The organism is Pseudomonas sp. FBF18 (assembly GCF_024261405.1).
Taxonomy (GTDB): domain Bacteria; phylum Pseudomonadota; class Gammaproteobacteria; order Pseudomonadales; family Pseudomonadaceae; genus Aquipseudomonas; species Aquipseudomonas palmensis.
Genome location: NZ_QKRS01000006.1, coordinates 86,595 through 111,975, shown reverse-complemented (window position 1 = coordinate 111,975; position 25,381 = coordinate 86,595). Strand labels below are relative to the sequence as shown.

General features: G+C 63.8%; 24 protein-coding genes. 9 read left to right on the top strand and 15 right to left on the bottom strand.

Annotated elements, in window-relative coordinates; genetic code table 11:
* The 13 genes from lpxA to rpsB form a co-directional block, all read right to left on the bottom strand.
* A complete protein-coding gene (gene lpxA, locus DN387_RS11760) occupies positions 1-777 on the bottom strand; it encodes an acyl-ACP--UDP-N-acetylglucosamine O-acyltransferase (protein ID WP_043863262.1) in 777 nt (258 codons plus the stop codon).
* Complete coding sequence (fabZ, locus tag DN387_RS11755) at positions 774-1,214, bottom strand: 3-hydroxyacyl-ACP dehydratase FabZ (RefSeq protein WP_038613986.1); 441 nt, start codon at positions 1,212-1,214, stop codon at positions 774-776. Before fabZ ends, lpxA begins: the two co-directional genes overlap by 4 nt.
* Before the next feature lie 112 nt (positions 1,215-1,326).
* Positions 1,327-2,382, bottom strand: a complete 1,056-nt coding sequence (lpxD, locus tag DN387_RS11750; RefSeq protein WP_043863261.1) for a UDP-3-O-(3-hydroxymyristoyl)glucosamine N-acyltransferase — start codon at positions 2,380-2,382, stop codon at positions 1,327-1,329.
* 2 nt (positions 2,383-2,384) lie between these two features.
* Entirely contained in the window at positions 2,385-2,888 is a 504-nt protein-coding gene (locus tag DN387_RS11745) for an OmpH family outer membrane protein (protein WP_043863260.1), read from the bottom strand.
* A 45-nt stretch (positions 2,889-2,933) separates the two neighbouring features.
* Positions 2,934-5,282, bottom strand: coding sequence for an outer membrane protein assembly factor BamA (gene bamA, locus DN387_RS11740; RefSeq protein ID WP_043863259.1), 2,349 nt, complete (start codon positions 5,280-5,282; stop codon positions 2,934-2,936).
* A gap of 74 nt (positions 5,283-5,356) precedes the next feature.
* Positions 5,357-6,709 (bottom strand): RIP metalloprotease RseP, encoded by a 1,353-nt coding sequence (gene rseP, locus DN387_RS11735; protein WP_054915001.1) that lies wholly within the window; start codon positions 6,707-6,709, stop codon positions 5,357-5,359.
* Positions 6,710-6,766: 57 nt separating this feature from the next.
* On the bottom strand, positions 6,767-7,957 hold the full coding sequence (gene ispC, locus DN387_RS11730) for a 1-deoxy-D-xylulose-5-phosphate reductoisomerase (protein WP_043863257.1): 1,191 nt from the start codon (positions 7,955-7,957) through the stop codon (positions 6,767-6,769).
* Complete coding sequence (locus tag DN387_RS11725; protein ID WP_054915002.1) at positions 7,954-8,769, bottom strand: phosphatidate cytidylyltransferase; 816 nt, start codon at positions 8,767-8,769, stop codon at positions 7,954-7,956. The genes ispC and DN387_RS11725 overlap by 4 nt, the downstream gene beginning before the upstream one ends.
* Positions 8,769-9,524: a polyprenyl diphosphate synthase gene (gene uppS, locus DN387_RS11720; RefSeq protein WP_043863255.1), complete on the bottom strand. Its 756-nt coding sequence runs from the start codon at positions 9,522-9,524 to the stop codon at positions 8,769-8,771. Before uppS ends, DN387_RS11725 begins: the two co-directional genes overlap by 1 nt.
* An 18-nt stretch (positions 9,525-9,542) precedes the next feature.
* The gene (gene frr / locus DN387_RS11715) at positions 9,543-10,100 is read right to left on the bottom strand and encodes a ribosome recycling factor (protein WP_043863254.1); all 558 of its coding nucleotides are present in this window, start codon (positions 10,098-10,100) and stop codon (positions 9,543-9,545) included.
* Positions 10,097-10,840, bottom strand: coding sequence for a UMP kinase (gene pyrH, locus DN387_RS11710; protein ID WP_038614006.1), 744 nt, complete (start codon positions 10,838-10,840; stop codon positions 10,097-10,099). The genes frr and pyrH overlap by 4 nt, the downstream gene beginning before the upstream one ends.
* A gap of 182 nt (positions 10,841-11,022) precedes the next feature.
* A complete protein-coding gene (gene tsf / locus DN387_RS11705) occupies positions 11,023-11,886 on the bottom strand; it encodes a translation elongation factor Ts (protein WP_043863253.1) in 864 nt (287 codons plus the stop codon).
* 193 nt (positions 11,887-12,079) lie between these two features.
* Complete coding sequence (rpsB, locus tag DN387_RS11700) at positions 12,080-12,820, bottom strand: 30S ribosomal protein S2 (RefSeq protein WP_043863252.1); 741 nt, start codon at positions 12,818-12,820, stop codon at positions 12,080-12,082.
* 345 nt (positions 12,821-13,165) lie between these two features.
* On the opposite strand from rpsB, the gene map reads away from it, so the two are divergent.
* The 4 genes from map (at position 13,166) to DN387_RS11680 (ending at position 18,726) form a co-directional block, all read left to right on the top strand.
* A complete protein-coding gene (map, locus tag DN387_RS11695) occupies positions 13,166-13,948 on the top strand; it encodes a type I methionyl aminopeptidase (RefSeq protein WP_043863251.1) in 783 nt (260 codons plus the stop codon).
* A gap of 20 nt (positions 13,949-13,968) precedes the next feature.
* Positions 13,969-16,671 carry a [protein-PII] uridylyltransferase gene (locus DN387_RS11690; protein ID WP_043863250.1) on the top strand — a complete coding sequence of 901 codons (2,703 nt, stop codon included), beginning with the start codon at positions 13,969-13,971 and terminating at the stop codon, positions 16,669-16,671.
* Between the two features lie 23 nt (positions 16,672-16,694).
* Positions 16,695-17,888: a succinyldiaminopimelate transaminase gene (gene dapC, locus DN387_RS11685; RefSeq protein WP_054915003.1), complete on the top strand. Its 1,194-nt coding sequence runs from the start codon at positions 16,695-16,697 to the stop codon at positions 17,886-17,888.
* A gap of 94 nt (positions 17,889-17,982) precedes the next feature.
* Complete coding sequence (locus tag DN387_RS11680; protein WP_052504292.1) at positions 17,983-18,726, top strand: M12 family metallopeptidase; 744 nt, start codon at positions 17,983-17,985, stop codon at positions 18,724-18,726.
* A gap of 109 nt (positions 18,727-18,835) precedes the next feature.
* Here DN387_RS11680 and DN387_RS11675 read toward each other — a convergent pair whose 3' ends face one another.
* Positions 18,836-20,482: a Na+/H+ antiporter gene (locus DN387_RS11675; protein WP_054915004.1), complete on the bottom strand. Its 1,647-nt coding sequence runs from the start codon at positions 20,480-20,482 to the stop codon at positions 18,836-18,838.
* 158 nt (positions 20,483-20,640) lie between these two features.
* Between DN387_RS11675 and pncA the strand changes: the two genes are divergently transcribed.
* The 5 genes from pncA to DN387_RS11650 all read left to right on the top strand — a co-directional run bounded on the left by pncA (position 20,641) and on the right by DN387_RS11650 (position 24,487).
* Positions 20,641-21,330, top strand: a complete 690-nt coding sequence (gene pncA / locus DN387_RS11670) for a bifunctional nicotinamidase/pyrazinamidase (protein WP_054915005.1) — start codon at positions 20,641-20,643, stop codon at positions 21,328-21,330.
* A gap of 68 nt (positions 21,331-21,398) precedes the next feature.
* Positions 21,399-21,746, top strand: coding sequence for an ArsC family reductase (locus DN387_RS11665; protein ID WP_043863246.1), 348 nt, complete (start codon positions 21,399-21,401; stop codon positions 21,744-21,746).
* A 39-nt stretch (positions 21,747-21,785) separates the two neighbouring features.
* Positions 21,786-22,820: a 2,3,4,5-tetrahydropyridine-2,6-dicarboxylate N-succinyltransferase gene (gene dapD, locus DN387_RS11660; protein ID WP_043863245.1), complete on the top strand. Its 1,035-nt coding sequence runs from the start codon at positions 21,786-21,788 to the stop codon at positions 22,818-22,820.
* A 54-nt stretch (positions 22,821-22,874) separates the two neighbouring features.
* Positions 22,875-24,080: a cysteine desulfurase gene (locus DN387_RS11655; protein ID WP_054915006.1), complete on the top strand. Its 1,206-nt coding sequence runs from the start codon at positions 22,875-22,877 to the stop codon at positions 24,078-24,080.
* Positions 24,077-24,487, top strand: a complete 411-nt coding sequence (locus DN387_RS11650; protein ID WP_054915007.1) for a SufE family protein — start codon at positions 24,077-24,079, stop codon at positions 24,485-24,487. Before DN387_RS11655 ends, DN387_RS11650 begins: the two co-directional genes overlap by 4 nt.
* Here the strand turns inward: DN387_RS11650 and tcdA are convergent.
* Positions 24,466-25,290: a tRNA cyclic N6-threonylcarbamoyladenosine(37) synthase TcdA gene (gene tcdA, locus DN387_RS11645; protein WP_054915008.1), complete on the bottom strand. Its 825-nt coding sequence runs from the start codon at positions 25,288-25,290 to the stop codon at positions 24,466-24,468. The genes DN387_RS11650 and tcdA overlap by 22 nt on opposite strands.
* Positions 25,291-25,381 lie beyond the last annotated feature (91 nt).

Sequence of the window (25,381 nt, the reverse complement as noted above, 5' to 3'; positions counted from 1 at the left end):
TCAGCGGGTGATGCCGCGGGCAGAGTTCTGGATCGACTTGACGAACAGGTCGACCTCGGGGAACTGCTGGGCGGGCTCGGCCAGTTCGGCGATGGCCTGGTCGACCGTCAGGTTCTGGCGATACACCACCTTGTAGGCGCGGCGCAGGGCATGGATAGCTTCATCGCTGAAACCGCGACGGCGCATGCCTTCGAAGTTCATGCTGCGCGCCTCGGCCGGGTTGCCGAACACGGTGACGAAGGCCGGCACATCCTTGCCGATGGCGGTACCCATGCCGGAAAAGCTGTGGGCGCCGATATGGCAGAACTGGTGCACCAGGGTAAACCCGGACAGTATCGCCCAGTCGCCCACATGCACATGCCCGGCCAGCGCGGTGTTGTTGACCAGGATGCAGTGGTTGCCGATCACGCTGTCGTGCCCGATATGGGCATAGGCCATGACCAGGTTGTGATCACCCAGGGTGGTTTCGCTACGGTCCTGCACGGTGCCACGGTGAATGGTCACGCCTTCGCGGATCACATTGTGGTCGCCGATCACCAGGCGTGTCGGTTCACCCTTGTACTTGAGGTCAGGGGTGTCTTCGCCGACAGAGGCGAACTGGTAGATGCGGTTGTGCTTGCCGATGCGGGTCGGCCCTTTGAGAATCACATGCGGACCAATCACGGTCCCTTCCCCGATCTCGACCCCGGCACCGACGATCGACCATGGGCCGACCTCGACGCCGTCGGCAATCTTTGCCGATGGATCGATGATTGCCCGAGGGTCAATCAAACTCATAGTTTGCGTTCCGCGCAGATGATCTCGGCCGAGCATACCGGCTTGCCGTCCACCGACGCCTGGCACTCGAACTTCCAGATCTGGCGCTTGCAGCTGATGAACTTGGCTTCGAGGATCAGTTGATCACCCGGCAGCACCGGCTGGCGAAAGCGCAACTTGTCGGAACCGACGAAGTAGTACAGGGTACCGTCCGCGGGTTTGACGTCCAGCATCTTGAAACCGAGGATGCCGGCTGCCTGGGCCATCGCTTCGATGATCAGCACGCCGGGCATGATCGGGTGCGCCGGGAAGTGACCGTTGAAGAAAGGCTCGTTGATGCTGACATTCTTGTAGGCACGAATGCGCTGGGCCTCTACGTCCAAGTCCACCACCCGGTCCACCAGCAGGAACGGGTAACGGTGAGGCAAATATTCGCGAATCTCGTTGATGTCCATCATTTCGGGGGGAAGCCTGTAGTAAAGATAGGGAGCGCGCACGTTCAAGCGGCGCTCCTTTAGCAAATCAAGGAGCGCAGTCTAGCGGCTGGGCGCTCTTGATCAGGAAATGGTATCAGCCTTCTGATGAAGCTTTGTCGCCCGAGGTCACGGCCTCGAGTCGCTTTTCCACTTGTTGAAGACGTTTGGCCATCTCATCCAGCTGGCGAATGCGCGCGGCACTCTTGCGCCACTCACCCAGCGGCTGCATGGCCGTACCGGACGAATAGGCACCTGGCTCGGTGATGGAACGGGTGACCATGGTCATCCCGGAGACGAACACCCCATCACACACATCAATATGCCCGACCATGCCGACACCGCCGGCGATGGTGCAATGCTTGCCGATCTTGGTGCTGCCGGAAATACCGACACACGCGGCCATTGCCGTGTGGTCGCCGACCTGTACGTTATGGGCGATCTGGATCTGGTTGTCGAGTTTCACGCCATTGCCGATACGGGTATCGGCCAACGCACCGCGGTCGATGGCGGTGTTCACGCCGATCTCGACATCGTCGCCGATGCTCACGCCGCCGATCTGGGCAATCTTCTGCCATACGCCCTTTTCATTGGCGAAACCGAAACCTTCACCCCCCAGCACGGCGCCGGACTGGATCACCACACGCTTGCCGATATGCACATCGTGGTACAGCGTGACGCGCGGGGCCAGCCAGCCGCCTTCGCCGATCACGCTGCGCGCACCGATGAAGCAGTGGGCACCGATGGTCACGCCAGGGCCGATCTGCACCCCGCTCTCGATCACTGCACAGGCACCGATGCTGGCGCTGGCATCGACCTGTGCGTCTGCAGCCACCACGGCGCTGGGATGAACTCCCGCCACAGCCCTGGGCTTTGGATCGAACAGGTGGGAAACACGTGCGTAGGCCAGGTAGGGATCTGCAACGATCAGCGCGTGACCGGCAAAGCCCTCGGCATCGGCAGCCTTGAGCAGGACCGCAGCGGCCTTGCTCTCAGGCAGGAATTTGCGGTACTGCGGGTTGGCCAGGAAGCTCAATTGTCCCGGGCCAGCCTCGTGCAGGGTCGCAAGGCCAGTGATGTCGAGCTCCGCCGGGCCACTGAGGGTGGCCCCGAGGAACTCGGCCAGCTGGCCGAGTTTCATGGTCGCAGTCATGTTCAACGGGACTGGTTCATGCGCTCGATGACCTGGCGGGTGATGTCGTACTGAGGCTTGACATCAATGACCGCGCCACGCTCGAGTACCAGGTCGAAAGCACCCTTCTTGATCACTTCCTCCACTGCGCCGTCGAGCTTGGGCTTGAGCTGCTTGAGCATCTCGCGGTCGGCAACGGCCTTGGCTTCGTTCAGCTCCTTGGACTGGAACTGGAAGTCACGGGCCTTTTGCTTGAATTCAAGCTCCAGACGCTCGCGCTCGCCCTGGGCCATCTTGTCGCCACCCTTGACCAGACGGTCCTGGATGCCCTTGGCGCTGCTTTCCAGGTTTTTCAGCTTGGTCAGTTGCGGGCCGAATTTCTTCTCCGCATCGACCGCGTACTTCTTGGCCGCGTCCGATTCCAGCAGCGCCATCTGATAGTTCAGGACGGCAATTTTCATCTCGGCAAATGCCGGGGTCGCGATCAGGGTCGCAGCCAGTACAGCCAGTTGAGTCAACTTACGCACGATGCACTCCTACAGAATCCGTTGTCGTTTACGCGGGGCAGACCCTTAGAAGGTCTGGCCCAGAGAGAATTGGAACACCTGGGTATCGGCATCGTCCGGCTTCTTGACCGGCATCGCCAGGCTGAAGCTCAACGGGCCCAGTGCAGTAATCCAGGTCACGCCCAGGCCGACCGAGCTGGCCAGGCCGCTGAGGCCGACCTTCTCGCAATCCGGCTTGGAGCCGCAGTTGGTGTCGAACACGTTACCCACGTCCCAGAAAACCGAGGTGCGCAGCGAACGCTGGTCCTTGACGAACGGCAGTGGGAACAGCAGTTCCACGCCGCCCTGCACCAGCACGTTGCCGCCGAACGGCAGTGGATCCTGGTCCGGGTCGCGCGCAGTGCCAGGGTTGTTGCCTTTACTCGGGGTACTGCGCGGGCCCAGGCTGCTGTCCTTGAAGCCACGCACGGAGTTGAAGCCACCGGCGTAGTAGTTCTCGTAGAACGGCAGGCCCGAGGTGCCGCCGAAGCCGTCGCCGTAGCCCAGCTCGGTGTGCAGACGCAGGGTGTAGTCGTTGTTGATCGGCTTGAACAGCTGGCCACGGTAGTCAAGCTTGAAGAACGACAGGTCGCTGCCCGGGGTGGTCGCCTCGAGCACCAGGCTCTGGGAGTGACCACGGGTAGCCAGCACGCCCTTGTTCAGGGTGGACTCCGACCAGCCGGCCGATGCCTTGAAGTTCAGGTAGTTGTCGCCTTCCTTTTTGACGAAGTCGAAGATCTCGTCAACGGTGTAGCGACCGGTCTTGATCTTGTCCTGCTGGGCGGTGAGGCCGAAGGTCAGGCGCGAAGTCTCGCTGATCGGGTAGCCGACGCTGACGCCCGCACCCAGGCTGTCCACCGCATAGCTGGCCACGTCGACGTCGAGGTCGTCGTAGTCGGTGGTGCGGTAGAAGGCGTTGTAGCCAAGGCTCACGCCATCGGCAGTCCAGTAGGGGTCCACGAAGCCGAAGTTGTAGCGGCTCTGGTATTCGGAACGGGTCAGGCCGATGGAGACCTTGTTACCGGTACCCAGGAAGTTGTTCTGGCTGATCGAACCACCCAGGATCAGGCCGGCGCTCTGCGCGAAACCGACGCTGGCGGTGATCGAACCCGATGCCTGCTCTTCGACGCTGTAGTTCACGTCGACCTGGTCGTCGGTGCCCGGCACGGCCGGGGTCTCGACGTTGGCTTCCTTGAAGAAGCCCAGGCGCTCGAGGCGGGTCTTGGACTGGTCGATCAGGTAGGTCGATGCCCAGCCACCTTCCATCTGGCGCATCTCGCGGCGCAGCACTTCGTCCTCGGACTTGGTGTTGCCACGGAAGTTGATGCGGTTGACGTAGGCACGCTTGCCCGGGTCGACGACGAAGGTGATGTCGACGGTGTGGTCGTCATCGTGAGGCTGCGGCACGCCGTTGACGTTGGCGAAGGTATAGCCTTCGTTGCCCAGGCGGCGGGTGATCAGCTCGGAGGTGGTGGTCATCACCTTGCGCGAGAACACCTGGCCAGGCTGCACCAGCATCAGTGCCTTGACCTGGTCTTCCGGCACCTTCAGGTCGCCGGACAGCTTGACGTCACGAACGGTGTACTTCTCGCCCTCGTTGACGTTCACGGTGATGTAGACGTGCTTCTTGTCCGGGGTGATCGACACCTGGGTGGAGGCGATGTCCATGTTGATGTAGCCGCGGTCCAGGTAGTAGGAGCGCAGGCGCTCAAGGTCACCGGACAGTTTTTCGCGGGCATACTTGTCGTCGTTCTTGAAGAACGACAGCCAGTTGGTGGTCTTGAGCTCGAACAGGCTGGCCAGCTCGTCGTCGCTGAACTTGGTGTTGCCCACCACGTTGATGTGCTGGATGGCAGCGACGGTGCCTTCGTTGATCTTGATTTTCAGACCTACGCGGTTGCGCGGTTGCGGCACCACCTCGGCGTCGACCTCGGCCGAGTAGCGGCCCTGGGCCACGTACTGGCGCTGCAGCTCGTTGCGCACACCTTCGAGGGTGGCACGCTGGAAGATTTCACCTTCGGCCAGGCCCGACTGCTTCAGACCCTTCATCAGGTCTTCGGTGCTGATGGCCTTGTTGCCTTCGATCTCGATGCTCGAGACGGAAGGACGCTCGACCACGGTGATGATCAGGACGTTGCCGTCGCGACCCAGTTGGATGTCCTGGAAGAAGCCGGTCTTGAACAGCGCACGGGTGGAATCCACCAGGCGCCGATCATCGGCCTCGTCCCCAACGTTCAATGGCAAGGCGCCGAACACGCTGCCCGCGGAAACCCGCTGCAGACCATTGACACGAATATCGGAGATGGTGAAGGACTCGGCGTGAACTTCAGCGATCATCAGTACGGCGAGAACCGCAGTTAGCAGCAGACGTTTCATGAAGTCCTTTCTTATTCCAACTGGCAATAAACGACCCACCGCGGGACGCGGCAGGTTCGCAATTGAGCGAAGCGTTACAGTCGACCCAAATCGTTGATCAGGGCAAGCAACATCACCCCGACTACCAAACTGATACCGATCTGGACCCCCCAACCTTGCACCCGATCCGAAAGCGGACGACCACGCGCCCATTCGATCAGGTAAAACAGCAAATGCCCCCCATCCAGTACAGGAATGGGCAGCAAATTAAGAACCCCCAGGCTAATGCTCAGGTAGGCGAGGAAATTCAGGAAATCCCCAACGCCGGACTGGGCCGAAGCGCCCGCCACTTTAGCAATGGTTATCGGTCCGCTCAAGTTTTTTACCGAGAGCTCGCCGAACAGCATTTTCTTCAGCGAATCGAGGGTCAGCACGCTCATGTTCCAGGTGCGCGAAACACCCTCGCCCAGGCCCTGCAGCGGGCCATAACTGACCTCGCGCAACATGGCCGCAGGCCACTCCACCGGCGCCACGCCCGCCCCCAGGTAACCACTGGCATTCTGGCCTTCGCCACGGCTGGCGAGGGTTACCGGCAACTCCAGCGTCGCCCCGTCACGCGCCACGCTCAGCACGATGCGGCTGCCGGCACGGCCGCGCACGGTGTCCACCACCTGCTGCCAATCGTCAAGCGCCTTGCCGTCGAGTGCCAGCAGGCGGTCGCCGGTTTTCAGACCGGCGGCCTGGGCCGGCCCCTTGGGATCAAGTTCGGCCAGCACCGGCACCAGCGCCGGGCGCCATGGGCGGATGCCCAGGGAGCGGATCGGGTCGGGCTCGTCGGCACCCTTGAGCCAGGCATCGAGCTTGAGCACATGGCTGCTGTCGGTGCTGGCACCCTCTTCACGCACGCTGACCTGCAGCGCACCGCTTTCACCCAGCCGGCGCACCAGCTGCAGGTTGACCGCTGCCCAGCCGTTGGTCGGCTTGCCGTCGACCGCGACGATCTCCTGGCCGGCGCTAAGGCCTGCGGCAGCCGCCAGGCTGCCAGCCTCGACCGCGCCGATGACCGGCCGCGCCTGCTGGCTGCCAAGCATGGCCAGTGCCCAGAAGAACACGATGGCCAGCAGAAAGTTGGCGATGGGGCCGGCGGCGACGATAGCGATGCGCTGGCGCACGCTCTTGCGGTTGAACGACTGCTCCAGCTGGTCGGCAGGCACTTCGCCTTCGCGCTCGTCGAGCATCTTCACGTAGCCGCCCAGGGGAATGGCGGCCACCACGAACTCGGTACCATGGCGGTCATGCCAGCGCACCAGCGGCATGCCGAACCCTACGGAAAACCGCAAAACCTTGACGCCGCAGCGCCGCGCCACCCAGAAGTGACCGAACTCGTGAAAGGTGACCAGCACGCCCAATGCGACCAGGGTGCCGATAATCATGTAGAGCGCACTCATGTCTTTCTCCGAATAGCGTTCAGCGGGAGCGGGCGCAACCCGTGGCGACGTCGCACCTCAGACCCCGTGACGATCCAACCAGTGCCCGGCCAGGCTGCGTGCACGCTGGTCGGCTGCAAACACCGCCTCCAGCGTCGGCACGGCAACGACCGCTTCCTGGTTGAGCACGTGCTCGATGATACTCGGGATCTGCGGGAAGCGGATGCGCCGCTGAAGAAATGCCTCGACGGCCACTTCATTGGCCGCATTGAGCATCGCAGGGGCACTGTTGCCGGCGTCCGCCGCTTCACGCGCCAGGCGCAGACACGGAAAGCGCTGCTCGTCCGGCGCCTGGAAATCCAGGCGGGCAACGGCGAACAGGTCCAGCGGCGCCACACCCGAGTCGATGCGCTGCGGCCAGGCCAGGGCGTTGGCGATCGGCGTGCGCATGTCGGGGTTGCCCAACTGCGCCAGCACCGAACCATCGACGTAGTCGACCAGCGAGTGAATCACGCTTTGCGGGTGGACCACCACCTCGACCTGGGCAGGCCTGGCATCGAACAGCCAGCACGCCTCGATCAGCTCCAGGCCCTTGTTCATCATGCTGGCCGAGTCGACGGAGATCTTGCGCCCCATGGACCAGTTCGGGTGCGCACAGGCCTGCTCCGGGGTGACGTGCTCCAGCTCGGCCTGCGGCGTTTCACGAAACGGACCACCGGAGGCGGTCAGCAGGATGCGCCGCACACCCACCTGGGCCAGGCCGCGGGCATAGTCACCGGGCAGGCACTGGAAGATCGCGTTGTGCTCGCTGTCGATCGGCAGCAGTACCGCACCACTGCGCTGCACGGCCTGCATGAACAGGGCGCCGGACATCACCAGCGCCTCCTTGTTGGCCAGCAGCACCTTCTTGCCCGCCTCCACTGCGGCCAGGGTCGGACGCAACCCCGCCGCACCGACGATGGCCGCCATCACCGCATCCACCTGCGGGTCGGCCGCCACCTGGCACAGGCCCTGCTCGCCCACCAGCACCTCGGTACTCGACCCCGCAGCACGCAGGTCGGCCTGCAACTGCTGCGCGGCCTCATCGCCCGGCACCACGGCAAACACCGGAGCATGGCGCAGGCACAGGGCCAGCAGCTCGCCCAGGCGCGAATAGCCGCTCAGGGCATAGGCCTGGTAGCGCTCGGGGTGACGGGCAATCACGTCCAGTGTGCTCAGGCCAATGGAACCTGTGGCGCCCAGCACCGTGATCCGTTGCGGGCGGCTCACAGCGCGCCCCAGTTGGCGGCCCACAGCAGCACGGCAAACAGCGGGATGGCAGCCGTGAGGCTGTCGATGCGATCCAGTACCCCACCATGCCCCGGCAGCAGGTTGCTGCTGTCCTTGATTCCGGAACGGCGCTTGAACATGCTTTCGGTCAGGTCGCCGACCACCGACACCAGTACCACGACGGCGGCACCGAACAGACCGAGGATCAGCTCGCCGGCGCTCCACTCGCGGGTCACGCCCACCACCGCCGTGATCACCAGGCTCAGCGCCAGGCCACCGTAGACACCTTCCCAGCTCTTGCCGGGGCTGACCTGCGGCGCCAGCTTGCGCTTGCCAAAGGCCCGGCCCGAGAAGTAGGCGCCGATATCGGCGCCCCATACCAGGACCATCACCGCCATGATCAGCCAGTTGCCCAGGGGCCAGTGCTTGATCAGCACCAGGCCTTGCCAGGCCGGCAACAGCACCAGCAGGCCGATCAGCAGGCGGCAGGCCACACTGGCCCACAGCTCGCTGGTACGCGGGTAGGTCAGCACCAGCCAGGTGGCCAGCGCCCACCACAGCACCGAAACGCCCAGCACCCAGGGTGCCAGCTCCGGCATCAGGTGCAGCAGCATCAGCAGGCCGGCGACCACCACGGCATAGGCAACGCGCAGGCCCTGGGCGATCAGCCCGGCCAGGCGGGCCCATTCCCAGGCCCCAAGGGTGACCACCAGGCCGATGAACAAGGCAAAGTTCGCCCCGTCGAGCAGGAAAAACCCGCACAGGGCAATCGGCAACAGAATCAGCGCAGTGATGATGCGTTGTTTAAGCATTAAGCACGGGCTCCAGCCTCGACCTGCTCGCTGGTTTTACCGAAGCGGCGCTGGCGCGAAGCGAAATCGGCCAATGCAGTGCGCATGGCCTCGTGTTTGAAGTCCGGCCAGAACAGGTCGGAGAAATACAGCTCGGCGTACGCCAGCTGCCACAGCAGGAAGTTGCTGATGCGGTGCTCGCCACCGGTGCGGATGCACAGGTCGGGCAACGGCAGATCGCCTGTCGCCAGGCACGGCTGCAGCAACTCGGGGGTGATGTCTTCCGGGCGCAGATGCCCGGCCTGCACTTCACGCGCCAGGCGCTGGGCGGCCTGGGCGATATCCCACTGACCACCGTAGTTGGCGGCGATCTGCAGGATGAAGCGATTGCTGCCTGCGGTCAGCGCCTCGGCCTCGCGCATGGCAGCCTGCAACTCAGGGTGAAAGCGCGAGCGATCACCGATGATGCGCAGGCTGATGTTGTTCTCGTTGAGCCGCCTGGCCTCGCGGCGCAGCGCCGAGAAGAACAGCTCCATCAGCGCACCGACCTCGTCGGCCGGGCGCTGCCAGTTCTCGCTGGAGAACGCGAACAGGGTCAGGACCTCGACCTTGGCCTCGGCGCACACCTCGATGACCGCGCGCACCGCATCCACGCCTGCCTTGTGCCCGGCAACGCCGGGCAACAGGCGCTTCTTCGCCCAGCGATTATTTCCATCCATGATGATCGCGACATGGCGCGGCACCGATGGAGGCACACCCTGCTTGGTCTTTTCCATTGAAAAAAGTCCCGGCCCTTAAACGGCCATCAGGTCCTTTTCTTTCTCTTCGGTGGCCTTGGTGATCTGGGCCTCGGTATCTTTGGTCAGCTTGTCGATATCAGCAATGGCGCGACGCTCTTCGTCTTCACTGATTTCCTTGTCCTTGACCAGCTTCTTCAGTTCACCCAGAGCATCGCGGCGAATGTTGCGCACAGCAACGCGCGCGTCTTCGGCTGCACTGCGCGCCTGCTTGGTGAAGCCCTTGCGGGTTTCTTCGGTCAGGGCTGGCATGCTGATCAGCAGCAGCTCACCCAGGTTGGTCGGATTGAGATTCAAACCGGCGCTCTGGATGGCCTTGTCGACGGCAGCGAGCATGTTGCGCTCGAACGCCACGACTTGCAGGGTGCGCGAATCTTTCACGGTGACGTTGGCCACGCCGCTGATCGGGGTGTCGGTACCGTAGTAAGGCACCATCACGCTTGCCAGGATGCTGGGGTGTGCCTTGCCGGTACGAATCTGGCCGAACGCATAAGCCAGAGACTCCAGGGATTTCTGCATACGCGCTTGGGCGTCTTTCTTGATTTCGTTGATCATTTTTGAACTTCCTCGATCAGGGTCCCTTCAGCGCCACCATGCACGATGTTCAGCAGGGCGCCAGGCTTGTTCATGTTGAAGACGCGCAACGGCATCTTGTGGTCTCGGCACAGACAGATAGCTGTCAGGTCCATCACGCCCAGCTTGCGATCCAGCACTTCATCGTAGGTAAGATGATCGAACTTCTCGGCATGCGGGTCTTTGAATGGGTCTGCAGTGTATACACCATCGACCTTGGTTGCCTTCAATACCACGTCGGCATCGATTTCGATGGCGCGCAGGCAGGCGGCGGAGTCGGTGGTGAAGAACGGGTTGCCGGTACCGGCCGCGAAAATTACCACTTCTTTCGAGTTCAGGTGGCGCATGGCCTTGCGGCGATCATAGTGATCGGTCACGCCTACCATGGAGATCGCCGACATGACGATGGCGGTGATGTTGGCGCGCTCCAGCGCATCGCGCATGGCCAGCGCATTCATTACCGTGGCCAGCATACCCATGTGGTCGCCGGTAACGCGATCCATGCCCGCTGCGCTGAGCGCCGCGCCACGGAACAGGTTGCCGCCACCGATCACCAGGCCGACCTGCACACCGATACCGACCAGCTGGCCGACTTCCAGCGCCATGCGATCCAGCACCTTGGGGTCGATGCCGAACTCTTCCGAGCCCATCAGGGCCTCGCCGCTAAGCTTGAGTAGAATGCGTTTATAGCGAGCTTGATAACCACTGCCCTGCTGAGCCATTGCGAATCTCTCCTGCGGCGTTTTGAAAAAAAATCTGGGCGGGCTGTTTTCAGCCTGCTAACTGTAGCGTGGCGCAGCGACTGCGCCAGCGAAAGGGCGGCGTTGTAAACCGCCCCCGCTTTGACAAAGAGGCTGCGCGCGTGAGCGGGCAGCCTCTTTGGGGCGACAGAGGTGACTCTGTCTTACTGCTTGGCAGCAGCCAGCTGTGCAGCAACTTCTTCAGCGAAGTTGTCGACTGGCTTCTCGATGCCTTCGCCTACCTTGAAGTAGGTGAAGGAAACGATTTCGGCACCGGCTTTCTTGGCCAGCTCGCCGACCTTGATTTCCGGGTTCATGACGAAGGCTTGCTCGACCAGGCTGGCTTCGGCCAGGAACTTCGAGATACGGCCTTTGACCATGTTCTCGACGATGTTCTCAGGCTTGCCTTTGATCTTCTCTTCGTTCAGCTGCAGGAACACGGCTTTTTCGCGCTCGATCGCTTCAGCCGAAACTTCCGACGGCAGCAGGAACTCAGGGTTGCTTGCCGCCACGTGCATGGCGATCTCTTTGGCCAGTTGGACGTCGCCGCCCTTCAGGACCACTGCAACACCGATCTTGTTGCCGTGCAGGTAGGTACCGACAACGTCACCTTCAACGCGCACCAGGCGACGGATGTTGACGTTTTCGCCAACCTTGGCCACCAGGGCTTCACGAGCAGCTTCACGCGCAGCGATCAGCGGCGCAGCGTCGGTCAGTTTTTCAGCGAAGGCTTGCTCGACGCTTTCGGCGACGAAGGCCTTGAAGTCGTCTTGCAGGGCCAGGAAGTCGGTCTGCGAGTTCACTTCCAGCAGGACAGCGGACTTGTCGTCGGCCTTGATGGCGATGGCGCCTTCAGCGGCAACGTTGCCAGCTTTCTTGGCTGCCTTGATGGCACCCGAAGCGCGCATGTCGTCAATGGCTTTTTCGATGTCGCCGCCAGCCTTTTCCAGGGCTTTCTTGCAATCCATCATGCCTTCGCCGGTACGCTCGCGCAGTTCTTTTACCAGCGCTGCAGTAATTGCTGCCATTTCAAATTCCTCTTGGATAGGTTTTCAACCATTCCACCCGATACCTGACGGGCGTTCAATTCTGGAAATCCACTGCCAGAGCACATGCAGTTCGCAATGATGCAACGGCGACGCTGACAAGAGGATTTCAAGGTGGCAAAAAGGGGGCCAAGCCCCCTTTTTGCGTGCCGAGTCGACGCTAAGCGTCAGCTACTCAGGCTTCGGCAGCCGGTGCAGCTGCTTCTTCTGCGAACACTTCGGTGCCGCCGGCAACGTTGTTGCGACCACGGATAACGGCGTCAGCCATCGAACCCATGTACAGCTGGATGGCGCGAATGGCGTCATCGTTGCCTGGGATGATGTAGTCAACGCCTTCCGGGCTGCTGTTGGTATCGACAACGCCGATGACCGGGATACCCAGCTTGTTGGCTTCGGTGATAGCGATGCGCTCGTGGTCAACGTCGATCACGAACAGGGCATCAGGCAGGCCGCCCATGTCCTTGATACCACCCAGGCTGCGGTCCAGTTTTTCCAGATCGCGGGTGCGCATCAGCGCTTCTTTCTTGGTCAGCTTGGTGAAGGTACCATCTTCGGCCTGGGTTTCCAGGTCGCGCAGACGCTTGATCGAAGCACGGATGGTCTTGTAGTTGGTCAGCATGCCGCCCAACCAGCGGTGATCGACGTACGGCGAACCGCAACGTGCTGCTTCTTCAGCAACGATCTTGCCAGCGGAACGCTTGGTGCCGACGAACAGAATCTTGTTTTTGCCCTGGGCCAGGCGCTCTACGAAGGTCAGTGCCTCGTTGAACATCGGCAGGGTTTTTTCAAGGTTGATGATGTGGATCTTGTTGCGCGCGCCGAAAATGTACTTGCCCATTTTCGGATTCCAGTAACGGGTTTGGTGACCGAAGTGCACACCGGCCTTCAGCATATCGCGCATGTTGACTTGGGACATGATAGTTCCTTGATAAGTCGGGTTGGGCCTCCACGTATCCCAATGACCAACCCCGAAACCGAAGTCAGGGGCACCCAGGCCATCGTGTCGACACGTGTGTGGGTTTGAGCAGACGGGGCTATCCCCGAAAGCGGCGCATTTTATACCACACAAGTGAGCCGAGCGAAACCGAAAAAACAGACGACACCCGAGGGTTGCACCCGCCCTGCTCATGCAGCGACCAATGCAATCAACATAAATAGTAGGCAATGCCCCGCAGCCCAGGCCCCAGCGCGCCGCCTCGCTCTGTTAGAATCACGCCTTTCCCGTTTCATTTGCGCCTGCGCGCGCCGTAGAGAGCCTGCAATGACCGTCACTATCAAAACCGCCGAAGACATCGAAAAGATGCGCGTCGCCGGCCGCCTGGCCGCCGAAGTCCTGGAGATGATCGAAGAACACGTCAAGCCCGGTGTCACCACCGAGGAACTCGACCGCCTGTGCCACGACTACATCGTCAACGTGCAGCAGGCCATCCCCGCGCCCCTGAACTACAAGGGCTTCCCCAAGTCGATCTGCACCTCGGTCAACCACGTGGTGTGCCACGGCATCCCGGGCGACAAGCCGCTCAAGGATGGCGACACGCTGAACATCGACGTGACCGTGATCAAGGACGGCTACCACGGCGACACCAGCCGCATGTTCCACGTCGGCACCGTGCCGGTATGGGCCGAGCGCCTGTCCCAGGTCACCCAGGAGTGCATGTACAAGGCCATCGAGCTGGTCAAGCCGGGCTGCCGCCTGGGCGACATCGGCGAAGTGATCCAGAAGCACGCCGAAAAGAACGGCTTCTCGGTGGTGCGCGAGTTCTGCGGCCACGGTATCGGCAAGGTGTTCCATGAAGAGCCGCAGATCCTGCACTACGGCCGCGCCGGTACCGGCATGGAACTCAAGGAAGGCATGACCTTCACCATCGAGCCGATGATCAACCAGGGCAAGGCCGACACCAAGGTGCTGGGCGACGGCTGGACCGCCATCACCAAGGACCGCAAGCTCTCGGCGCAGTGGGAACACACCCTGGTGGTCACCGCCACCGGCTACGAGATCTTCACCCTGCGCAAGGACGACACGATCCCGCGCACTTCGGCCTGACCCTCACAGGAACGTCATCGATGCCCCAGGTGGACCCCGAGCTGTTCGACCGCGGCCAGTTCCAGGCGGAACTGGCCCTCAAGGCCAGCCCCATAGCGGCCTTCAAGAAAGCCATCCGCCAGGCCGGCGAGGTGCTCGACGGGCGCTTTCGCAGCGGCCGCGAGATCCGCCGACTGATCGAGGACCGCGCCTGGTTCGTCGACAACATCCTGCAACAGGCATGGAACCAGTTCAGCTGGAGCGAAGCCGCCGACATCGCCCTGATCGCCACCGGCGGCTACGGGCGCGGCGAGCTGCACCCCTATTCCGACATCGACCTGCTGATCCTGCTCGATGACGCCGACCACGAGGTGTTTCGCGACTCGATCGAGCGCTTCCTCACCCTGCTCTGGGACATCGGCCTGGAAGTCGGCCAGAGCGTGCGCTCGGTGGACGAATGCGCCGAACAGGCGCGGGCCGACCTCACTGTGGTCACCAACCTGATGGAAAGCCGCACCATCTGCGGCCCCGAACACCTGCGCCAGCGCATGCTCGAGGTCACCAGCACGGCGCACATGTGGCCGAGCAAGGAATTCTTCCTGGCCAAGCGCGCCGAGCAGAAGGCGCGCCACCACAAGTACAACGACACCGAGTACAACCTGGAACCCAACGTCAAGGGCTCCCCCGGCGGCCTGCGCGACATCCAGACCGTGCTCTGGGTAGCGCGCCGCCAGTACGGCACGCTCAACCTGCATGCGCTGGCCGGCGAAGGCTTCCTGCTGGAGAGCGAGAACAACCTGCTGGCCTCGTCCCAGGAGTTTCTGTGGAAGGTGCGCTACGCCCTGCACATGCTCGCCGGGCGCGCCGAAGACCGCCTGCTGTTCGACCACCAGCGCAGCATCGCCGCGTTGCTGGGCTTTACCGATGACAACCCCAAGCGCGCCATCGAACAGTTCATGCAGCAGTACTACCGGGTGGTGATGAGCATCGCCGAGCTCAGCGACCTGATCATCCAGCACTTCGAGGAAGTCATCCTCGCCGATGACAGCGCCAGCAGCACCCAGCCGCTGAACCCGCGCTTCCAGCTGCATGACGGCTACATCGAGGCGGTGCGCAGCAACGTGTTCAAGCGCACCCCGTTCGCCATGCTCGAGATCTTCGTGCTGATGGCTCAGCACCCCGAAATCAAGGGCGTGCGTGCCGACACCATCCGCCTGCTGCGCGAGCACCGACACCTGATCGACGACGAGTTCCGCAACGATATCCGCAACACCAGCCTGTTCATCGAGCTGTTCAAGTGCGAGATCGGCATCCACCGCAACCTGCGCCGCATGAACCGCTACGGCATCCTGGGGCGCTACCTGCCCGAGTTCGGCCTGATCGTGGGGCAGATGCAGCACGACCTGTTCCACATCTATACGGTCGATGCGCACACCCTGAACCTGATCAAGCACCTGCGCAAACTGCAGTACACCCCCGTGTCCGAGAAATTCCCGCTGGCCAGCAAGCTCATGGGGCGCCTGCCCAAGCCCGAGCTGATCTACCTCGCCGGCCTGTACCACGACATCGGCAAGGGGCGTCAGGGCGACCATTCCGAGATCGGTGCGGTGGACGCCCAGGCATTCTGCAGCCGCCACCAGCTGCCCGCCTGGGACAGCCGGTTGATTGTGTGGCTGGTACAGAACCACCTGGTGATGTCGACCACTGCCCAGCGCAAGGACCTCTCCGACCCGCAGGTGATCCACGACTTCGCCCAGCTGGTCGGCGACCTGGTGCACCTGGACTACCTCTATGTGCTCACCGTGGCCGACATCAACGCCACCAACCCGAGCCTGTGGAACTCCTGGCGCGCCAGCCTGTTGCGCCAGCTCTACACCGAAACCAAGCGGGCCCTGCGCCGCGGCCTGGAAAACCCGCTGGAACGCGAAGAGCAGATCCGCCAGACCCAGAGCGCAGCTCTGGACATCCTGGTACGCGAAGGCACCGACCCGGACGACGTCGAACAACTGTGGTCGCAACTGGGCGATGACTACTTCCTGCGCCACACCGCCGCGGACGTGGCCTGGCACTCCGACGCGATCCTGCAGCAGCCGGCCGACGGCGGCCCGCTGGTGCTGATCAAGGAGACCACCCAGCGCGAGTTCGAGGGCGGTACGCAGATCTTCATCTATGCCCCCGACCAGCACGACTTCTTCGCCGTGACCGTGGCCGCGATGGACCAGCTCAACCTGAACATCCACGACGCACGCATCATCACCTCCAGCAGCCAGTTCACCCTCGACACCTACATCGTGCTCGACAACGACGGCGGCTCGATCGGCGACAACCCGCAGCGCGTCAAGGAAATCCGTGAAGGCCTCACCGAAGCCCTGCGCAACCCCGACGACTACCCCACCATCATCCAGCGTCGGGTACCGCGCCAGCTCAAGCACTTCACCTTCGCGCCCCAGGTGACCATCCTCAACGATGCCCAGCGCCCGGTGACCATCCTCGAGCTCAGCGCCCCGGACCGCCCGGGCCTGCTGGCACGCATCGGCAAGATCTTCCTGGAGTTCGACCTGTCGCTGCAGAACGCCAAGATCGCCACCCTGGGCGAGCGGGTGGAAGACGTGTTCTTCATCACCGACGCCGACAACCAGCCGCTGTCCGACCCTGAACTGTGCCGCCGCCTGCAGGCCGAGATCGTCGAGCAGTTGCGCGTCGACCAGGCCACCGGCGTCGAGATGACCCGCCTCACCCTTTGACCGATTGACGAGACCCAGCGCCAATGAACAACGCTTTGAACCAGCTTCAGCCCTACCCGTTCGAGAAACTGCGTGCCCTGCTCGATGGCGTGACGCCGGCCGCAGACAAGCGCGCCATCGCCCTGTCGATCGGCGAGCCCAAGCACGCCTCGCCGGCATTCGTGGCCAAGGCGCTGGCCGACAACCTCGACAAGATGGCGGTGTACCCCACCACCCTGGGCCTGCCCGCGCTACGCGAAAGCATCGTGCACTGGTGCGAGCGCCGCTTCGGTGTACCGGCCGGCTGGCTGAATGCCGCACAGCACGTGCTGCCCGTCAACGGCACCCGCGAGGCGCTGTTCGCCTTCACCCAGGCGGTGGTCAGCCGTGGTGAGGACGCGCTGATCGTCAGCCCCAACCCGTTCTACCAGATCTACGAAGGTGCCGCGTTGCTCGCCGGCGCCCAGCCGCACTACCTGCCGTGCCTGGACAGCAACGGCTTCAACCCGGACTTCGACGCGGTGCCAGCCGAGATCTGGCAGCGTTGCCAGATCCTGTTCCTGTGCTCGCCAGGCAACCCGACTGGCGCACTGGTGCCGCTGGACACCCTGAAAAAACTCATCGCACTGGCCGACGAGCACGACTTCGTGATCGCCGCCGACGAGTGCTACAGCGAGCTGTACTTCGACGAGCAGGCCCCGCCACCCGGCCTGCTCAGCGCCTGCGTGGAACTTGGCCGCAGCGACTTCAAGCGCTGCGTGGTGTTCCACAGCCTGTCCAAGCGCTCCAACCTGCCAGGCCTGCGTTCGGGCTTCGTGGCCGGCGATGCCGAGATTCTCAAGGCCTTTTTGCTCTACCGCACCTATCACGGTTGCGCGATGCCGGTACAGACCCAGCTGGCGAGCATCGCCGCCTGGAACGACGAGGCGCATGTCCTGGAGAACCGCGACCTGTATCGCGAGAAGTTCGACGCCGTGCTGCAGGTGCTGGCCCCGGTAATGGATGTACAGAAGCCCGACGGCGGTTTCTACCTGTGGCCGAAGGTCCCCGGCGATGACGCGCAGTTCTGCCGCGACCTGTTCGAACAGCAGCACGTGACCGTGGTGCCGGGCTCGTACCTGTCTCGCGAGGTGGAGGGCTTCAATCCGGGGGCCGGACGCGTGCGCCTGGCGCTGGTGGCCCCGCTTGCCGAATGTGTCGAGGCGGCCCAGCGCATCCGCGCATTCGTCGAAGGCTGAGCCGGTACGCCTGGTCGGCCGACCGATAGATAAGTAACGCCCAAGGCCCGGTCGGCCCGCCAATCATGGAGCTCCACTCAACAGGAGCTCCAGCATGGACATACCAACCTTGTGCAAGGTCACCCAGGTGGCCGATCAGCAGCAATCCTACGAAACAGCCCTGAAAGAAAACCCGCTCAACGCCCCGCAGCCCTCGCGCTCGGGTCGTCAGAAACGCGGCGTTGCCTACCACAGCCGCCTGTGGGCGCCGGGCCGCACCCTGCTCATCGCCTTCGCGGCCGACGTACCGGAACAGACGCAACAGAGCATCTTCGAGGTTGCCTGCCAATGGCTGGCGTACGCCAACCTCAAGTTCCAGCGCACCGCCGACTGGGCCGAGGCACAGATCAGGATCGAGATGAAGCCAAGCGGCACGGGGATCAACCATTCACTGGTCGGTACCGACGCCTTGCTCCGCGAAGACAGCACCATGACCCTCAGCGACTGGCCTGGCGATGAGCAGTTCCAGCGCAGCGTGCTGCATGAGTTCGGGCACGCGCTGGGCCTGGACCATGAGCATCAGCACCCGGATGCGGACATCCAGTGGAACCTGGCCAAGCTGCTGGAATACGCCGAACAGGTCGGCATGCCCATGGAAGAGATTGCTGAAAACTTCCTCAACAGGATCGAACGCACGCAGGCATTGCACAACGCCTACGACCCGGGTTCGGTCATGCACTACCCGATTCCGGCCACCTTCACCCTGAACAATGTGGCTTTCACCGGCTCGGCGCAGCTCAGTGACGGCGACAAGGCGCTGGCGGGCAAGGCCTACCCCTTCACCCCGGTACACCCGTGAAGTACACCCCGCCCAGCCCGGCAGCGGGCGAGACCTGGGCGCCAGCATGCGCCTGACCTGTCCGCGCGACTGACCCCCAGCGCGGGGCCGCCATGCGACCCCGAGCACTTCACTTGACCGGCCCCAGGTTGGCCTCGCTCATGTCCAGCTCACCCAGCACCTGGCGCACCACGTCATCACCGATCTGGTGCTGGCGGTGCAGGTTGTACAGCTCCAGGCGCTGCGCCCGCAGCGCCCGCAGGCGCAGGCGTCGCTCCAGCTGATCCATCTGCGCGGCCAGCGCCTGGGCCTCGGCACTGTCGTTGAACACGTCCAGTTGCTGCCGGTACTCGGCCATCAGGCGCGCCTTCAACTCGGCGGCCAGTGCGGCCTGGGAGGCATCCTGGGGCGCGCCGGGCTCCACCAGTTCCTCGGCCTCCAACGCATGGATCGCCGCCTCGGCGGTGCGCCGCCAGGCCTCGCGCGCCTCCTGGCGCAGGGTATCGTCGGGGCTCTTCTCCACCCCGCGCAGCAGCAACGGCAAGGCAATGCAGGCCGATACCAGCGACAGCAGAATCACCCCTGCGGCAATGAAGATCAGCAGGTCGCGTTCGGGAAACGCCTTGCCCGCGCCGATCAGCAGCGGCACCGACATCACGCCCGCCAGGGTCACCGCCCCGCGCACGCCGCCCACGGTCAGCAGCCAGCACGAACGCGCGTTGGGCACCAGCACCAGGTCTTCCTTGCCGCGCCAGCGCCGGATCACCCCGATCAGGCGCCAGATGCTCTGCACCCAGATGAACCGCAGCGCCAGCAACACCAGGAAGATCGCCACCACATCCAGGCAGCGGTACAGCAGGGTTGGCCACAGCGATGCCTCATGGCTGGTCACCGCCTTGGCGATATCGGGCAGTTGCAGGCCCAGCAGCAGGAAGATCAGGCCGTTGAAGGCGAACTCCAGCAGCGACCACACACTGCGGTTGAGCAGGCGCGTGCTGGTCTGGCGCGGCAGCAGGTCAAGCCAGCTCTGCATCATGCCCGCCGCCACCGCCGAGAGAATGCCCGAGGCGCCCAGGCGCTCGGCCAGCACATAGGCGGCGAACGGCAGCAACAGCATGAATACCACGTGGGTGGCCGGGTCGTCCCAGCCGCGCGCGATCATCCACACCCGCAGGCGCCCCACCAACCAGCTCAGCGCCACGCCGATGGCCAGGCCACCCACGGCCACCAGCACGAAGGTCACACTGGCCTCGGCCAGCGAGAACACCCCGGTGATCGCCGCCACCAGCGCAAACTTGAATGTCACCAGGCCCGAGGCATCGTTCATCAGCGCCTCGCCCTGCAGCATGTGCATCAACGGGGTGGGCAGGCGATCCTGGCTGATTGCCGACACCGCCACCGCGTCGGTGGGCGACAGCACGGCGGCCAGGGCAAAAGCCACCGGCAGCGGTATGCTCGGCAGGATCCAGTGGATGAAATAGCCGGCCCCCACCACCGTGAACAGCACCAGCCCCACCGCCAGGGTCAGGATCGGCCCGCGCAGGCGCCAGAACTCGCGCTTGGGCATGCGCCAGCCATCGGAGAACAGCAACGGGGGCAAGAACAGGAACAGAAACAGCTCAGGGTCCAGGGCCACGTGCAGGCCCAGAGTCGGCCAGGCCAGCAGCGCACCGGCACCAATCTGCACCAGCGGCAGTGGCAGCGGGATCAATCGCCCCACCAGTTTCGAGACACTGACCAGCATCAGCAGGATGAGAACGGTATAGGCTGACTGCATACGGCGTGTTTTTCCTGTTCAGTTTCAAATACGCTCAACGGCCAGGGTTATGCCATTGAAACAACATGTTACCGGGATCTGCATGAACACAACCGCTCCACCTAAGTCGCAGACCCGCCGGCAATCTGTAACACAATGCTACAAAAGAGGAGCCTCGCATGATCACCCCCGCGTCGACCCTATTGACCCACGATAGCCCCAACCGTGCGCTGCTGGTCATCGATGTGCAAAACGATTTCATCCCCGGCGGCGCCCTGGCGGTGCCCGGTGGCGACGAGATCGTGCCGCTGGTCAACCAGCTCGGCCGCCAGTTCGAGCGCGTGGTGCTGGCCCAGGACTGGCACCCGGCCGGGCACGCCTCGTTCGCCTCGAGCCACCCGGGCAAGAATCCGTTCGAGGTCATCGAACTGTCATACGGGCCGCAGACACTCTGGCCCGACCACTGCATTCAAGGGAGCCCCGGCGCACAGTTTCACCCGGACCTGAACATTGCCCACGCACAGCTGATCGTGCGCAAGGGCGGCAACCGCCAGGTCGACAGCTACTCGGCGTTCACCGAAGCCGACCAGACCACACCCACCGGCCTGGCCGGCAACCTGCGCGAGCGCGGCATCGACACGCTGTTCCTGTGCGGCCTGGCCCTGGACTTCTGCGTGGCCTGGACGGCACTGCACGCACGCCGCAAAGGGTTCGCCACCTATGTGGTGCTGGACGCCTGCCGCGCCATCGATACCGCAGGCTCCTGCGCGGCGGCGATGGCACAGATGCAGGCTGCCGGGGTGCAGTTCATTCAGGCGCGGCAACTGGGCGGCGCCAGCCGTGGCGCCCTGCCCGATGTTGTCGCATAATCCAGCCCACCCATTCTTCGAGGAGTTTCGGGGCGGCTGCGGGAACACCCGCGCGCCCTTAACGTTCAATGGCTTATATTCTCTTCGGCATCAAAGCCTGTGACACGATGAAGAAAGCCCGTACCTGGCTTGAAGAACACCACATCCAGTACGACTTTCACGACTACAAGACCCAGGGTATAGACCGGGACCACCTGAACCGCTGGTGCGACGAGCACGGCTGGCAGGTGGTACTCAACCGCGCAGGCACCACCTTCCGCAAGCTCGATGACGCGCAGAAGGCCGACCTCGACCAGGCCAAGGCCGTCGAGCTGATGCTGGCACAACCCTCGATGATCAAGCGCCCGGTGCTCGACCTGGGCGGCAAGACCCTGGTCGGTTTCAAACCGGACCTGTACGCGGCAGCCCTGCGCTGAACCGCGACGCCTTCACTCAATTTCGCAAGAGGTAACCGCATGTCCACTTCACTGTTCAGCCTGGCCTTCGGCGTCGGCACTCAAAACCGTCAAGGCGCCTGGCTGGAAGTCTTCTACGCACAGCCACTGCTCGCCCCGAGCGCCGAGCTGGTCGCAGCCGTCGCCCCGATCCTGGGCTATGAAGGCGGCAACCAGGCCATCGCGTTCAGCAACGCCCAGGCCGCGCAACTGGCCGAGGCCGTAAAGGGCGTCGACGCCGCCCAGGCTGCACTGCTGACCCGCCTGGCCGAAAGCAACAAGCCGCTGGTGGCCACGCTGCTGGCCGAAGACGCCACCCTGAGCTCCACCCCTGAGGCCTACCTCAAGCTGCACCTGCTGTCGCACCGCCTGGTCAAGCCCCACGGCCTGAGCCTGGCCGGCATCTTCCCGCTGCTGCCGAACGTGGCCTGGACCAGCCAGGGCGCCATCGACCTGGCCGAACTGGCCGAGCAGCAACTCGAAGCCCGCCTCAAGGGCGAGCTGCTGGAAGTGTTCTCGGTCGACAAGTTCCCGAAAATGACCGACTACGTGGTGCCGAGCGGCGTGCGTATCGCCGACAGCGCCCGCGTGCGCCTGGGTGCCTATATCGGCGAAGGCACCACCATCATGCACGAAGGCTTCGTCAACTTTAACGCCGGCACCGAAGGCCCGGGCATGATCGAAGGCCGCGTTTCGGCGGGCGTGTTCGTCGGCAAGGGTTCGGACCTGGGCGGCGGCTGCTCCACCATGGGCACCCTGTCGGGCGGCGGCAACATCGTCATCAAGGTCGGCGAAGGCTGCCTGATCGGCGCCAACGCCGGTATCGGCATCCCGCTGGGCGACCGCAACACCGTCGAAGCCGGCCTGTACATCACCGCCGGCACCAAGGTGAACCTGCTCGACGAAAACAACGAGCTGGTCAAGGTGGTCAAGGCCCGCGACCTGGCTGGCCAGACCGACCTGCTGTTCCGCCGCAATTCGCTAAACGGCGCGGTCGAGTGCAAGACCCACAAGTCGGCCATCGAGCTGAACGAAGCGCTGCACGCCCACAACTAAGTGGTACGATCGGGTCTGGCCCTCTGCCAGACCCGATATCAGGCCCTACACATCATGTTCCAGCCCTCTCCCTGGCGCGCAGACTTCCCTGCCATCGCCGCCCTGCAACGCCAGCACCAGACCTACCTGGACAGCGCTGCCACCACGCAGAAACCCCAGCACCTGCTCGACGCCCTGAGCCACTACTACACCCAGGGTGCGGCCAACGTGCACAGGGCCCAGCACCTGCCCGGCGCACTTGCCACCCAGGCCTTCGAGGCCAGCCGCGAAAAAGTCGCCGCCTGGCTCAATGCCGCCGATGCGCAGCAGATCGTGTTCACCCATGGCGCCACCTCGGCGCTCAACCTGCTGGCCTATGGCCTGGAATGGCGCCTGGAGGCGGGCGACGAGATCGCCGTCAGCGCCCTGGAGCACCACGCCAACCTGCTGCCCTGGCAGCAGTTGGCCCAGCGCCGCGGCCTCAGGCTGGTGATCCTGCCGCTCGACGCCAACGGGCATATCGACCTGGAGGCGGCCCTGCAACTGATCGGCCCGCGTACCCGCGTGCTGGCGGTGAGCCAGTTGTCGAATGTGCTCGGCACCTGGCAGCCGCTGCAACCGTTGCTCGACCACGCCCGCGCCCAGGGCGCCCTCAGCGTGGTCGATGGCGCCCAGGGCGTGGTGCACGGGCGTCACGATGTACAGCAACTGGGCTGCGACTTCTATGTGTTTTCCAGTCACAAGCTGTATGGCCCGGACGGCCTTGGCGTGCTCTATGGGCGCCGCGAGGCGTTGGGCCTGCTGCGTCACTGGCAGTTCGGCGGCGAGATGGTGCAACTGGCCGGCTACCAGCAGTCGAGCTTTCGCCCCGCCCCGCTGGGTTTCGAGGCCGGCACGCCGCCGATCGCCAGCGTGATCGGGCTGGGTGCCAGCCTGGATTACCTGGCCAGCCTCGACGCTACCAGCGTGGTCGAACATGAAGCCGCCCTGCACCGCCATCTGCTGCGCGGCCTCAACGATCGTGAAGGGGTGCGGATACTGGGCGCGCCGCAACTGGCCCTGGCCAGCTTCGTGGTCGAGGGCGTGCACAATGCCGACCTTGCGCACCTGCTGACCGAACAGGGCATCGCCGTGCGCGCCGGCCATCACTGCGCCATGCCGCTGGTCAACAGCCTGGGCCTGGACGGCGCGATCCGCGTGTCGCTGGCGCTGTACAACGATTCCCACGACCTGGAGCGCTTCTTCAGCGCCCTGGACCAGGCCCTGGAGCTGCTGCGATGAGCCTGCCCGACGCCGCCCGCGAGGCGCTGGATGTATTCGAACAGGCTGCCGGCTGGGAGCAGCGCGCCCGCCTGCTGATGCAATGGGGCGAGCGCCTGCCCCCCCTGGACGCGACGCAGCAGTGCGAGGCCAACCGCGTGCACGGTTGCGAAAGTCAGGTGTGGCTGGTGGCCGAACAAACCGACGGTCGCTGGCACTTCAAGGCCGCCAGCGATGCGCGGCTGCTGCGCGGCCTGCTGGCGCTGCTGCTGGTGCGGGCCGACGGCTTGACCGGCAGCCAGCTGCAGCAGCTGGACCTGCCCGCCTGGTTCACCGCCCTGGGCCTTGGCCGACAGCTCTCGCCGTCCCGCAGCAACGGCCTGAACGCCGTGCTGCAGCGCATGGCTCAGCTCACCGACGGCGCCTGAGCCGCTACGCGATCGGCCGGGCGGCGCTTGCCACCCACCAGTTTCTCCACGGCCTTGCTGGCAGCGACCATGCCGAAGGTCGCCGTCACCATCATCACCGCGCCGAAACCGCCCGAGCAGTCGAGCTTGACCCCGTCCCCTACGAAGCTCTTCTGCAGGCAGATACCGCCATCGGGCAGCGGATAGCGCAACTGCTCGGTGGAGAACACGCACGGCACCCCGTAGTTGCGGCTCACGTTGCGCGAAAACCCGTGGTCGCGGCGCAGCGTCGAACGCACCTTGGAGGCCAGCGGGTCGTTGACCGTGCGGTTGAGATCGGCCACCTGGATCTGCGTGGGGTCGAGCTGCCCGCCCGCACCGCCGGTGCAGATCACCTGGATCTTGCGCCGCTTGCACCAGGCAATCAGCGCAGCCTTGGCCATCACGCTGTCGATGCAGTCGATCACGCAGTCGATATGGTCGGTGATGGTCTGGGCCAGGTTGTCGCGGGTGACGAAGTCCACCACCGCGTGCACCTTGCAGTCCGGGTTGATTGCGCGCAGGCGCTCGGCCATCACCTCGACCTTGGGCTTGCCCACGTTGCCCTGCAGCGCATGCAACTGGCGATTGGTGTTGCTCACGCACACGTCATCCAGGTCGAACAGCGAAATTTCGCCAACGCCGCTGCGGGCCATGGCCTCGGCCGCCCACGAGCCGACACCGCCGATGCCGACGATCGCCACATGCGCCTCGCGCAGGCGTTGCAAGCCCTGCTGGCCATACAACCGGGCAACACCGGCAAAGCGTGGATCTTCTGTACTCATGGCCCAACCCTGAAAAAACCGGCGCGCATTATAGGCCCCACAACGCAGGATGACAGCCCGCAACCGACGCACTGATTGCCATGAATTGGTA